The organism is Nocardia beijingensis NBRC 16342, assembly GCF_001612785.1.
Taxonomy (GTDB): Bacteria; Actinomycetota; Actinomycetes; order Mycobacteriales; family Mycobacteriaceae; genus Nocardia; species Nocardia beijingensis.
Genome location: NZ_BDBC01000034.1, coordinates 46,084 through 58,509 on the forward strand (window position 1 = coordinate 46,084; position 12,426 = coordinate 58,509).

Sequence of the window (12,426 nt, forward strand, 5' to 3'; positions counted from 1 at the left end):
CGTGTCGCTGTCCTCGCACTGCCACCTGGCAAGAGGGCGATTCCAGCGAATGACGTTGCGAGTCATGCCCGCGTCTCCGGGGTATGCGGCGCAGAGGTAGCCGCCAACTCCGGGGTCATCGCGCTGAGGGCCTTCAGCGTCCGTGACGTCCGATCGGTGGTGGCGATGGCGCCGATGTAGCCGTCGGGGCGGATCAGCAGCAGCGTGGAGTCGCTCACGCCGTAGATCCGAGCGAAGGAATCGGTGATGTCGACAAGGGCCACATCGACCGCCGCCTGCTTCCCGCTGTCGATGGCGACTCGTCTCAGTTCCGCACCGGCCGCGGGCCAGGGTAGTGCTGCCAGGTCCGCGGCCGCCGCGGGACCGTAGGCGAGCGCGGTGAAGTGCGGACCGGAGAAAAGGTCGAACAACCGCTGCGATCCCCCCGTCGCATTCAGCAATCTCGCGTCCGGGGCACGGTCACCGACCTGCAGGGTCGCGGTCCGTTCGGCCTCGGCCGTTGTCAACGGTCCACCACGGTAATGCAGGCCGAGTTGGCGTTCGTCGTTGCCGCGTTTGATGGACGACGGGTCGAGTTTGGACAGCCCCTCGTATTTTTTGGTCGACAAACCCAGTACACCGGCCGCGATCGGCTGCCGTTCGGCCTCGTAACTGTCGAGGAGGCTGTCGGGCGCCCCCGCGAGCACTTGAGCGAGTTTCCAGCCGAGGTTGTAGGCGTCCTGCAGGCCGGTATTGAGTCCCTGCGCACCCGCCGGGGTGTGTACATGAGCGGCGTCACCGACGAGCAGTATCCGTCCTGACCGGTACTGCTGGGCCAGACGGATATTGGGGCGGAACACCGTCTTCCAACTGATCCGCGACAGGCGGATACGTGTGTTGCCAGTGTGCACGCGGATGCGGTGGGTCAGGTCGTCGTCGTCGAGGGATGGCTGCTCGTCGGGCGCCAGCCGTATCATCCACTGGAACTGCTCGGAATGCGGCAGCGGGCACGCACCGACGAATCGACCACCAGGCCGGGGCCACACATGCCAGCGGTCCCGGGAAAGACCTTCCACCACGGCGTCGATGATGATCATCCGATCGGACTCGTCCGTCGAGCCCTCGAACGCGATACCCGAGCTCTTGCGGACTGCGCTGGCTCCGCCGTCGGCGCCGACGAGATAGCGGGCGGCGATCTCGTGCACGCCGCCGGGTCCGGTTACGGTCGCCACCACGGCATCCGGACGCTGCTCGAATCCGAGCAGCTCGCATTCTGTTTCGACCGTTCCGCCGAGTCGCCGCAGCCCGGCGCGCAGCGCGTCGTCGGTGCGGAACTGGGGGATCAGCCACGTGTTCGGATGTGGCACATCGGATGTCACCGCATTACGCGACTGCATGTGCCAAGGGATGGTCACGGGACCGGCATGGATGCCCAACGGTGGGTAGGTGGCTCCTCCGGCGAGGATGTCGTCGAGGACGCCGAGGTCCTCGAGCACTTCCAGGCTCCGCGGCTGGATGCCTTTGGCTCGCGAACCCTCGAAGGCGTGCGCGGCCTTGTCGATGATCCGTATCGCCAGCCCGCGACGAGTCAGATCGATCGCCAACGCGGTGCCGGCGGGCCCGGCGCCGACGACGAGAACGTCGACGAGTTCTGTATCAGGCGGGGTCGTCATCGCCGTACCCCATCCTTGGCTCCGTGGACGAAAGCGGTGAACCTCTTACTCATTTCGACCGGCTCCTCGTAGGGGACCATGTGCCCGCACGGCGAGAGAATGTGCGACTCGGTGGGAGCCAGCAGCGCGCACACCTCGTCGTAACTGGTGATGGGTGTGACCTGGTCTTCGTCGCCCCACAGCAACATGCGCGGCACCGGTAGGTGTCCGGTACTCCAGTAGAGGTCGTGGCGGGCGGACAGCGGGAAATCGGCGAGCGTGGCCGCCAAGGCATAGATCGAGCCTTCGAACTGGTAGCACTCCCGCACCATCGCCGTCAGCGCCGCAGATCGTTCCGGGTCGCGAACATTGTGCGAGAGGTGCCGGTCGAGCATTCTGCTGCCCAGCATTCTGGCCAGGACGGTCCCCCACCACTCGTGGCGCAGTAGCCGTGCGGCGGCAGGTTCGGGCTGTAACCCAGCCGGGCCCGCCAAGGTCATTGTCGCCAGTCGGTCGGTGTGCACTGCGGCGAAGGCCATGGCGACCAGCGCCCCCATCGAGGTTCCGACGAGGTGGTAGGGCTCGTGAAGTCCCAGTCGTTCGGTCAGATCGGTCAGTTGCCGCACGAACAGTGACTCGTCGTAGGAGGCTCGCACCCGCTCGGAGTAACCGCGTCCGTATGCGCTGTAGGTGAGGGTGCGAAATCCGCGCCGCAAGAGTTCGGCGGCGAGGTCGTCCCAGTAGAACAGGGGGACGGTCAGCCCACCCACGAAGACGACAGTCTCAGCTCCGATGGGTCCGGTCAGCTCGTAGTGGGTGACTCCGTCGCGGCACTGGAGGAAGTCACCGCGCAGCCCGGAGCGGCTGTTCTGGTCCAAGCGGCGGTTTTCTCCGCGGGCCACGAAGTACTTCATCTCCGGCCTTTCGTCTGCGAGGTCGGCTCGGTGGTCAAGAAGTCGAGGACCGCGCCTGCCACCCATCCCGGGTCTTCGTCGGGAAGCAGGTGCCCGGCGCCAGGGTGCACCCGTTCGCGGGAGCCCGGGATGTCGCGGGTGAAATGCTGACCGTCGATCGACGCGCTGCGCAGTACCAACGTGGGCGCGGTGATGGCCGGGATCTCGGCGGTGCGGTCGATCTGGTCGGTATTGGCGAAGTCGATGAATGCCTGCTGGTTACCCGGCCGGGTCAGCATGGCGTGCACCCGGTCGACCATCGCGTCGTCCACCACCGACCGCGACCCAACCGCCGAGCGCAGGCTGCGTGCGGTGGCGGCGCGAGATGACAAGCGCCGCAACAACACCCGACCGATAGGGTTCCTCGCCAGGCGCAGCGCCAGCGGAAGCGATTTACCCGGATAGCCCGTGGCATTGATCAATACCAGACGATCCACCCCTCCCGGGTAATCCAGAGCGAAGTTCCAGGCGACGTTGCCACCCAGCGAATTGCCCACCACCGATGCCTTCGGCACCCCCAGCGAGTCCAGGAACGCGGCGACAGTTCTGGCGAACGTTCGCACCTTGTAGTCGCGGTCTGCGCGCGGCCCCGTGAGGCCGAACCCGGGCAGATCCAGCCGGATCACGTCGAAGGACGAGGACAACGCCGAGGCCACCTCGTCGAAGCAGTGCAGTGATGAGCCACTGCCATGGAGCAGCAGCACGGAGGGCCCCGCACCAGCCCGCTTGTAGTGGAGCTTGTGGCCCTCGACGAGCGCGAAGCGCGAATCAGGGTCGATGTAGTCATCGACGGCTACTCGTCTACTCATAATGGCAACAGTGTTGCCTATAATTTTCCTCAGGTCAACCCATATCGGCAACAACGTGTCCGATATCATGGTGGTCGGATGCGCCGGTCCGCCGGTACGAGAGAATGAAGTTGTGACCGCCTCCGATTCAGATACCGCCGAGACTCCGGCACGCCGCTCCCCCGGTCGCCCACGGGTGCCGTTCGACCGGATCGTGGCCACCGCGACGCGCATCGTCGACGAGGAAGGGCCCGACGCCTTGTCGATGCGCACCCTGGCCCAACGTCTCGACACCGGCACGGCGGTGCTGTACCGGGCCGTCGCCAATCGCGCCGAGCTCATCGGCCACGTGGTCGACCGGGTGCTCGGCGAGGTGGAGATCGAGGACAACGCACCCGAGGGCGACTGGCAGCGCGCGTGCGCGGCCGCCGCCGAAGCCATGTTCTCGACCCTGCACCGCCATCGCGGTGTCGCACCCCTGCTCATCGAGCAGGTACCGACCGGCCCCAATGCGCTCATGTTGCGTGAGCGGATCTTAACGATGTTGCTTGCCAACGACTTCTCCCCGGAACGCGCGGCTTTGGTGTACGCCACCGTGGCCCGCTATGTCATCGGGTTCGCCGCCCAGCTACAGGGCCACAACACCGAAGCCAACATCGAGCCCGCCGGCCTCACCGCTCTGTATCGCCGGCTCGATCCGACACAGTTCCCCGCCACGGTCGCCGTCGCCGACTGCCTACCCACGCAGACCTTGGAGGACGAGTTCCGCTTCGGTCTGCGATTGCTCGTCGCAGGCCTCGTGGACCTGCGCGCCACAGAAAGGGACTCGACCGGCTCGACCTGACGCGGGTGCTCGTTTCCGCGGTCGAACCTCACGCCCGAGTCGGCAGTGTTCGCCGACAAGTCGGCCCGGCAGCGTTACCGCGACGACCTCCGAAGACGCCGAGAACCGGTGCGATGCCAGAGTCGACGAGGTGCGTCCATGCTGCCCGCCTCGAGATCGCGCGACGGCGGCGCCCCTGTGTCGGATCAGCGAGGCCGACGCGGCTACGGGCTGGTGCCCAGGGCGCATCAGCGTGGCGCGTGTACGCAGTATGCCGAGCGCCCGGCTGTTCGCCCGCCGGTCGTGCGAGCAGCGCAGCCTATCGCTGTCGGCAACCGGTCAGGAGGACATCTGCTGTGCCGGAGCGTCGCACGATACCGGCCGCCGATCGATGGAGATGCTCGAGCACGTCCTCCACATCCACACCGACCAGTCGGCCACCCCGTTTGACCACCCATCCGTCGACGATGACCGTGTCGACGTTGCTTGTGTCCATCAATTGGACGATGGCGCCGGGCGCGTGATTGACCGGGCCCGCGTTGAGCGTGCGTGCGTTCAAGACGATGATGTCGGCTCGTTTGCCCGGGGTGAGCGAGCCGACGAGATGGTCGAGATGAGCAGCCTGGGCTCCGCCGAGCGTCGCCATCCGAAGGATGTCGCGGGTCGACAACGGCGACACCGTTTCCGACGCTTCATCCACCAGTGGCGGGATTCCGCTTCGCTGCAGCACGTAGGCCGCGCGCATCTGCGAGAAGAAGTCCACGGGCGCGATGCTGACGGCATCCGTGCCGAAGCTCACCGGGATCCGGTGATCGAGTGCGGCTTGCAATGCGGGCCGTCCCATGGCGAGGGACTGTTCGGCGACGGACGAGACCGATACTTTGCCACCGGTACGCTCGATCACCCGCCAGGCCGGATCCTCCAGGCCGAGGCAATGGATGTAGGTGATCCATGGCCCGAGGAGCCCTTGCGTCTCGAACTCTTCGAGTGCACGCCCCCAGTTGACATCGTTGACATGCGCGAAGACGGGCAGCTGTAGTTCCTTGGCGAGTTGGAACAGGTCTTCATCGACGTGATAGCCCAACGCCATGCGAACAAGGTCTCCATCCCTTGTAGCGGCGGTCTGTTGCAGGCGATGAATGTCTTCCGGATGGGCGTACGACGGCGCGGGTTCATGGTCACCGAAACACGGCGAGAAACTGAAAACGCAACGGATGCCGGAGCGGCGGATGCCATCCAGTGCCGCGTCGGTGTGTTCGGGAGTGTAGGAGCATTGCGAGGTATCGACGACGGTCGTGGTGCCCGCTGCCAGATTCTCCAAAGCCCCGCCGAACTCACCCCAGTACACGTCCTCAGGCGTGTACTGATGGAACAGCCCGTCGGTGCCGAAGCGCGACTGCAGGAAATAGTCGGAGTCCAGCGCATCGGACCAGTACGACCGTAAGGCGGTCTGAAACATGTGATGGTGTGAGTTCACGAACCCGGGAAGGACAATCTTTCCTTCGCACTCGATCACCATGACGCCATCGGTGCCCAGATCCGCCCCGACACTGGCGATTCTGCCGTCTTCGATGAGCACGTCGGCGCGTTCGTAATCGCCGAGATCGGCATCCATGGTGAGAACGATCCCACCACGCAAGAGCAGTCGATTCCCGGTTGTCATCGCTTGTCCACCCCCCTCGCCAGATCCCAACCGCTCTTGGTAGCACCCGAAGCCCAACGCCGACGACCAGTCGTGCCGTACGGCAAGCGGTGTAGCGATAGCGTGCGGCCGTCCAAAAGTTCTCCTTCAGTTCGCATCACAGCAGGCCAGTTGCGTGAGGCTCCACGGTCTCTCTGTCGAACCGTGCGCGTCGACACAGCACCTTGGTCTCCGGTCATCCCGAGAGCGCAGGCCAACTATATCGGCAACAGTGTTACCGATACAAGAGCCCGCGTCGAGAGAGACCGTCGCATTGGTTCGCGCACGAGGAGCCGACCACGACCGTCGCTCTCGATCGCCAGGTCGCCCGCTCAAGCCAGCAGGGCCTCGGCCTTTTTCAACGACTTGTCGAGCGCGCCGACCAGCGACCGCTTGAACATGCCCCCCATCGGCCCGTCGATCATTCCACCCTCGATATTCGCCGCCATGGCGACAGTCGTACCTCCCGACTCGGCCCGCAGATCAACAGCGAGGGCCAGCTTGACACCGGCTCTGGTGGTTCCGCCCATGACGAGCGAGTGCGGCTCCGCTACATCTTCGACCGTCCAATCTATGGAGATCGGCATGTTCATGACCACCGCAGCCGCCGTCACCACAACACCCCTGGTGACCGGATTCGGCACGTCACTCTTCCATGCCTTGTGAATCGCCAACCATTCACTCCAACGGGGCAGATCGCAGAGGATCGCCCAGACCTCCTCCGGTCGCGCCCCATATCTGGCGTTCACTTCGACAGTACGCATGTCGGCCACCCTCTCCTCGAGCCCAGACTATCGGCAACACCGTTGCCGATATGACGGTATGGTTGAGAGAGTAACCGACACATCACCGTCGGCGCGATGCGACCGCGCCGAGCCTGCACGCCGACGAGACTCCACCCGCTGCTTGCGGAGGGCAATATAGGTCACTAGTTTCATAGTCAGATTTTTGACTAACTATGGATACGTCTTGGGTCGGCCGGAGTCGCCCGTGCGCCACGAAAGGTTCCCTATGGGTCACTACAAGAGCAACGTCCGCGACCTCGAGTTCAACATGTTCGAGGTCATGGATCTCGATGCGATCCTTCGGTCCGGCAGCTTCGCGGGATTGGATTCGGATACAGTCCGCTCCATGCTCGCCGAGGCCACGCGGCAAGCCGAGGGTCCGGTCGCCGCTTCGTTCGCCGACGCCGACCGCAATCCGCCGATCTTCGATCCGGACACGCATTCGGTCGCGCTGCCGGACGACTTCAAGAAGTCGGTGCGGACCTGGCAGGACGCGGAGTGGTTCCTCCTGGGACTGCCCGCCGAACTCGGGGGAACTCCGGCGCCGTGGATGGTGACCTGGGCGATCAACGAGCTGCTACTCGGCGCCAATCCCGCTGTCTTCTTCTACATGCTGGGGCCCGTGATGGCCGACGTGCTGTTCCGGGTCGGCAATGACGAGCAGCGACGGTGGGCGAAGATCGCGATCGATCGACGGTGGGGCGGGACGATGGTGCTCACCGAGCCGGACGCAGGCTCCGACGTCGGGGCCGGCCGCACGAAGGCGGTGAAACAAGACGACGGCAGCTGGCACATCGAAGGCGTGAAGCGGTTCATCACCGGAGCCGAATCGGACGACCTGGCGGAGAACATCTTCCACCTCGTCCTCGCACGGCCGCAGGGAGCTGGACCGGGCACGAAGGGCCTGAGCTTGTTCTTCGTGCCGAAATTCCATTTCGACTCGTACACAGGCGAACCGGGAGCCCGCAACGGAGTGTTCGTCACCAACGTCGAGCACAAGATGGGTTTGAAGGCTTCCGCCACCTGTGAGCTCACCTTCGGCGGCCACGGCGTTCCGGCCAAGGGCTGGCTGGTCGGCGACGTACACGACGGAATCGCCCAGATGTTCAAGGTGATCGAGAACGCGCGAATGTCGGTGGGTACGAAAGCGATCGCAACACTGTCCACCGGCTACCTCAACGCGCTCGAGTACGCGAAGACCCGAGTGCAAGGCCCTGACTTGACCCAGATGGCCGACAAGACCGCGCCGCGGGTGGTGATTCTCCGCCATCCCGACGTACGCCGCAGCTTGCTGATGCAGAAGGCGTACGCCGAGGGGTTACGCGCTGTTTACCTCTATGCCGCCGCGCACCAAGACGCCGCCAGTGCCGAGCAGGTGTCCGGCGCCGACGCCACCCTTGCTCGCCGGGTCAACGACCTGCTGCTGCCGATCGTCAAGGGCGTCGGCTCCGAACGTGCCTACCAGCACCTGACCGACTCACTGCAGACCTTCGGCGGTTCCGGCTTCCTGCAGGACTACCCGATCGAGCAGTACATCCGCGACGCCAAGATCGACTCGCTGTACGAGGGCACCACCGCTATCCAGTCCCTGGACTTCTTCTTCCGCAAGATCGTTCGCGACCAGGGCGTCGCCATGACCCATCTGCTGGGCCGGATCTCCGACTTCCTCGAACATGACAACGGTGACGCGCGCCTCAGCGATCTGCGCATCGTCCTGGCAACAGCACTCGGCGATGTACAGGCCATGACCCAGGCCCTCGTCGGCTACCTGATGGCAGCTCAGGAAGAGCCGAGCGAGCTGTACAAGATCGGGCTGGCCTCGGTGCGGTTCTTGATGGCCTTCGGTGACCTCATGATCGGATGGCGACTGCTGGAGCAAGCCGAAGTCGCGCTCGCCGCCCTCTCCGGCGAACCATCCTCCAAGGATCGCGACTTCTACGAGGGCAAAGTGGCGGTTGGCGACTTCTTCGCCAGAACTGTCCTGCCGGATCTGACCTCCGCGAGGCGATTCGTGGCATCTGTGACGGCAGCAGTGATGGACCTGTCCGACGGCGCCTTCTGAGGCCGGGCGGCGGCGAGCTTCGGTCGGTCGAACGTGATACGGGTCGATTCGTTCGGCCAACTCCGAATCACCGCACGCCGCGACGGGTCTCAACCCCCCGGCGATCGATTACCGACAGCGCGAACTCGACCCAGCGATATTCTCTTGCTCGAACGAGATACCCCGCATGAGCGTGAGGTAGGGGCCGACTCGTTCGAACTCGGCAAGGTAGTCCTGCTCGCTCCGCCCGTCGAGCAGGCGGGTCCGTAGGCGCTCGTACCGGGCGAGCTTGGCCGCCGACCACTCGAGCCGCTCGGTGAGCGCGGCTCGCACGGCCGCGGCGTCCTCGGCCTCCATGCCCTGCACTTTCACCATCATCTCGTCACGGATCGCTGCCGGCTTCGACGGCGTCTCGATGAATTCTCGCAATGCGGTATGTCCGGCCTCGGTGACGACATGCAGACGCTTGTTCGGCCGGCGTTCCTGCTGCACGACCCGAGTCTCGATGAGCCTGTGGGCCGCCATCCGCTCCAGTTCCTTGTACAGCTGTTGCGGCGTGGCCATCCAGAAGTTGGCGACCGAGGCGTCGAAGCCCTTGGCGAGGTCGTATCCGGAGGTCTCTCCGTCCAAGCAGGCCGGCAAGGACCGCATTGCGTAATGCCATCACCACCGGTTATAACCCATGACTATTCAAATTTTTGTCCATATTGGCCCTGGACAGCGAGCATCGTCCGTTCTAGTCTTCTATTTGGCTAAGCAATAAATTGACTATGAGGAGACCGGCATGCATCCTTCCCGAGCAGCCGTCGAAGCCCGCGACCTCGACGCCGTAGCGGCCATGCTGGCCGACGACGTCGTCTTCACCAACCCCGTGGCCTTCCAGCCGTACCCGGGCAAGGCCATACTCCCGGCGGTCATCCGGGTGTTCGAGGACTTCCGCTATGTCCGCGAGATCGGCCAGCGTCAGGCGGTCGGCGCGTGAGCGACTACGACGCGATCGTCGTCGGCGCGGGCAATGCCGGGCTGACCGCCGCGGCGACCCTGCAACGGGCCGGCGTCCGAACCTTGCTGCTGGAACGACACAACGTGCCCGGGGGATGCGGAACCTCGTTCCGTCGTGGTCGTTTCGAATTCGAGGTGGCGCTGCACCAGCTATCCGGCGTGGGGGCCGACGGACAGCCGATGTCGCTGCGGGAGGGCCTGTTCACCCAGCTCGGCATCGCGGACAAGCTCGAGTTCGTCCAAGAGCACGACATCTACCGGGCCGTGGTTCCGGGGCAGCTCGACGTGACGCTGCCCGCCGACTGGGACGCCGCCATCGACGCGATCGACGCGGAGTTCCCCGGCAACCGAGACCGCGCGGCGAAGTTCTTCGACCTCGTCAAGCAGATCACGTTCTGGCAGATCGCGGCCATGCGCGGCATGCCGGCCGACCAGGTCGATCCGGTGCTGTTCCGCTACGGCCTACGCCCGCTCGCGGACGTTCTCCGGGAATTCTTCGACGACGCCCGGATCTCGGTCGCCCTGGGGATGTACTGGACCTATCTGGGTCAGCCGCCGTCGAAGTTGCTGTTCCAAGATCTCGCGCTGACCCTGTTCGCCTACTTCGAGTTCAAGCCCTGGCATGTGCGCGGCGGTTCGCAGGCTATGTCGACCGCGATCCTCGACAGCTTCCTGCAGGCGGGCGGCGAGGTCCGCTTCAACGCCGGGGTCGAGGCGATCCTCACCGGCGCCGGCCGCGTCCTGGGTGTGCGCCTCGATGACGGCACCGAGATCACCGCCGCCGATGTGGTTTCCAACGCTTCGCTGCCCACCACCTACGGGATGCTGCGCGGGATCGACATCCCCGGCGCCGTACGCGCCGATCTGGCCACCAGGCAGATCGGCGTATCCGGTTTCGTACTGCATATGGGCTTGGACGCGACACCGGCCGAACTGGGTTTCACCACCAGCACCACGTTCGTCAACCTCGACATCGACGCCGACCGCACCTACCGGAGCTGGCAGACTCTCGAGCCGGCGCGCGGCATCTGTGTCAGCTCCTACGACGTCGCACCGATCGGGTTCGCCCCAGCCGGCGCCACGCACGTCAGCTTGATGACACTGCAATACGCCGACCTGTGGCGCGACGTGGCACCCGCCGACTACGCGCGCACCAAATTCGCCTACGCCCAGACCCTGCTCGACCTGTGCGAAACGATCACGCCCGGCATCCGCGACGCCATCGAAGAGGTCGATGTGGCCACGCCACTGACCATGATGCGCTACCTGCGCCACCCCGGCGGCGCCATCTACGGCTACGACCAGGACGCGACCGAGGGCTGGCTCTTCCGCAACAGCGAGCGCGAAACGCATATTCCCGGACTGCATCTGGCCGGGTCGTGGGCCGGTATCGGCGGCTTCCAACCCACCCTCGAGGCCGGCGCCCGCGTCGCCCGCCGACTCCTGCGCCGCAAGGCCGCCTGAACGGAAAGACAGCAATGAGACATCCTCTCGCCGAACGCTTCGACGGCGCCGCGCAGATCCTCGCCCTCATCCAGGCCCGCGAACCCGACACCCGAGACCACGCCGCCGAGACTCGCACCACCATCGACACCTATCACCCCGATCGCCTGCACCTCGTCGTCACCGACGTGATCACAGAGACCGCCACCAGCGCGACCTTCCGGCTCGCGCGACCGGACGGAGCACCGCTGCCACCGTTCCTGGCGGGGCAGTACGTCAACGTCTTCCTCGCTGGCACCAGTCGTCCGTACGCGATCTCCTCGAGCCCGACGCGGCTGGATCATTACGACCTCACCGTGCGGCGGGTCCCCCGCGGCAGGATCAGCAACCTGCTCCTCGACACCGTCACGGCCGGGCAGACGCTGACCACCACCGCACCGATGGGAACCTTCCACCACAACCCGCTCTTCCACGGCGATGATCTGGTGTTCCTGGCCGGCGGGTCCGGCGTGGCGCCGGCCATGAGCATGATCCGGGAGATAGCCGAGCAGCGCACGATCCGGACATTCCACCTGATCTACGGCTCCCGCGACGCCTCCGACATCATCTTCCGCGAAGAACTCGACGCGCTAGCCGTCGAATGCCCCGCCATCAGGGTCGACCACGTCGTCGCCGAACCCACACCGGAATGGTCCGGCGCCACCGGGTTGCTCACCCGAGAGACCATCCCCGCGCTCGCCGGTCCGCTCGACAACCGCATGGTCTACGTGTGCGGCCCGCAGGCGCTGTACCCCTTCGCCTCGGCCGAACTCACCGCGCTCGGTCAGCCACACAAGCGCATCCGGTTCGAAGCCAACGGCGCGCCCGCCGATCCCACCGCACAGGCGCACTGGCCGGCCGATGCCGACCCGGACGAGGAGGTGACCGTCACCGTCGGCAGCCACTCCTTCCAAACCCCGCGCAAAAGGCCACTGCTGGATGCGCTGGAGGACAACGGATTCCGTCCCGAGGCGGCCTGCCGCTCCGGAGAATGCAGCCTGTGCCGGGTACGAATCCGCAAAGGCCGGGTACATACCGCCGAGGAAGCGAAGCTACGGCTGTCCGACAGCACCTTCGGCTACACCCACTCGTGTGTGGCTTACCCCGTGACCGACGTGGAACTCGAGCTGTGACCACCAGCAGACGTCGGTACTCGCATTCACCGCTGTCATCTGAGAAGGCAGCCAAGCCCGAGGGCGCGGCGTTGTGCGGCGGAACAACGCTCATCACGGTTGCTTCG

At 65.3% G+C, this 12,426-nt stretch carries 9 protein-coding genes and 2 pseudogenes; 5 read left to right on the forward strand and 6 right to left on the reverse strand.

Annotated elements, in window-relative coordinates; genetic code table 11:
* Positions 1-62: 62 nt before the first annotated feature.
* Genes NB3_RS20635 through NB3_RS20645 form a run of 3 tightly spaced genes read right to left on the reverse strand, consistent with a single transcriptional unit; the run spans position 63 to position 3,462 of the window.
* A complete protein-coding gene (locus NB3_RS20635) occupies positions 63-1,652 on the reverse strand; it encodes an FAD-dependent monooxygenase (RefSeq protein WP_067805891.1) in 1,590 nt (529 codons plus the stop codon).
* A complete protein-coding gene (locus NB3_RS20640; protein WP_067805894.1) occupies positions 1,649-2,545 on the reverse strand; it encodes an alpha/beta fold hydrolase in 897 nt (298 codons plus the stop codon). The genes NB3_RS20635 and NB3_RS20640 overlap by 4 nt, the downstream gene beginning before the upstream one ends.
* Positions 2,542-3,462, reverse strand: a complete 921-nt coding sequence (locus NB3_RS20645) for an alpha/beta fold hydrolase (protein ID WP_244892002.1) — start codon at positions 3,460-3,462, stop codon at positions 2,542-2,544. The genes NB3_RS20640 and NB3_RS20645 overlap by 4 nt, the downstream gene beginning before the upstream one ends.
* A gap of 43 nt (positions 3,463-3,505) precedes the next feature.
* Between NB3_RS20645 and NB3_RS20650 the strand changes: the two genes are divergently transcribed.
* Positions 3,506-4,216, forward strand: coding sequence for a TetR/AcrR family transcriptional regulator (locus NB3_RS20650; RefSeq protein ID WP_067805900.1), 711 nt, complete (start codon positions 3,506-3,508; stop codon positions 4,214-4,216).
* Between the two features lie 298 nt (positions 4,217-4,514).
* Here the strand turns inward: NB3_RS20650 and NB3_RS20655 are convergent, their stop codons facing one another.
* Both NB3_RS20655 and NB3_RS20660 read right to left on the reverse strand, forming a co-directional pair.
* Entirely contained in the window at positions 4,515-5,810 is a 1,296-nt protein-coding gene (locus NB3_RS20655) for an amidohydrolase family protein (protein ID WP_067805903.1), read from the reverse strand.
* A gap of 398 nt (positions 5,811-6,208) precedes the next feature.
* On the reverse strand, positions 6,209-6,640 hold the full coding sequence (locus NB3_RS20660) for a type II toxin-antitoxin system Rv0910 family toxin (RefSeq protein WP_157111914.1): 432 nt from the start codon (positions 6,638-6,640) through the stop codon (positions 6,209-6,211).
* Positions 6,641-6,887: 247 nt separating this feature from the next.
* Between NB3_RS20660 and NB3_RS20665 the strand changes: the two genes are divergently transcribed.
* Positions 6,888-8,723 carry an acyl-CoA dehydrogenase gene (locus NB3_RS20665; RefSeq protein WP_067805907.1) on the forward strand — a complete coding sequence of 612 codons (1,836 nt, stop codon included), beginning with the start codon at positions 6,888-6,890 and terminating at the stop codon, positions 8,721-8,723.
* Positions 8,724-8,790: 67 nt separating this feature from the next.
* On the opposite strand, the pseudogene NB3_RS20670 reads toward NB3_RS20665, so the two are convergent.
* Positions 8,791-9,366 (reverse strand): annotated as a pseudogene (locus NB3_RS20670) (PadR family transcriptional regulator).
* A 120-nt stretch (positions 9,367-9,486) separates the two neighbouring features.
* Here NB3_RS20670 and NB3_RS20675 point away from each other — a divergent pair.
* The 3 genes and pseudogenes from NB3_RS20675 to NB3_RS20685 form a co-directional block, all read left to right on the forward strand.
* Positions 9,487-9,657: pseudogene (locus NB3_RS20675) on the forward strand (nuclear transport factor 2 family protein); the annotation flags it as partial.
* A gap of 23 nt (positions 9,658-9,680) precedes the next feature.
* On the forward strand, positions 9,681-11,168 hold the full coding sequence (locus NB3_RS20680; protein WP_067805913.1) for a phytoene desaturase family protein: 1,488 nt from the start codon (positions 9,681-9,683) through the stop codon (positions 11,166-11,168).
* Positions 11,169-11,182: 14 nt separating this feature from the next.
* Positions 11,183-12,319 (forward strand): 2Fe-2S iron-sulfur cluster-binding protein, encoded by a 1,137-nt coding sequence (locus tag NB3_RS20685; RefSeq protein ID WP_067805916.1) that lies wholly within the window; start codon positions 11,183-11,185, stop codon positions 12,317-12,319.
* Positions 12,320-12,426: the final 107 nt, after the last annotated feature.

Coding starts and splice junctions, on each gene's coding strand:
- NB3_RS20660 (WP_157111914.1), bottom strand. CDS start 6,640: ATGCGTACTGTCGAAGTGAACGCCAGATATGGGGCGCGACCGGAGGAG.
- NB3_RS20640 (WP_067805894.1), bottom strand. CDS start 2,545: ATGAAGTACTTCGTGGCCCGCGGAGAAAACCGCCGCTTGGACCAGAAC.
- NB3_RS20635 (WP_067805891.1), bottom strand. CDS start 1,652: ATGACGACCCCGCCTGATACAGAACTCGTCGACGTTCTCGTCGTCGGC.
- NB3_RS20665 (WP_067805907.1), top strand. CDS start 6,888: ATGGGTCACTACAAGAGCAACGTCCGCGACCTCGAGTTCAACATGTTC.
- NB3_RS20685 (WP_067805916.1), top strand. CDS start 11,183: ATGAGACATCCTCTCGCCGAACGCTTCGACGGCGCCGCGCAGATCCTC.
- NB3_RS20645 (WP_244892002.1), bottom strand. CDS start 3,462: ATGATATCGGACACGTTGTTGCCGATATGGGTTGACCTGAGGAAAATT.
- NB3_RS20655 (WP_067805903.1), bottom strand. CDS start 5,810: ATGGATGCCGATCTCGGCGATTACGAACGCGCCGACGTGCTCATCGAA.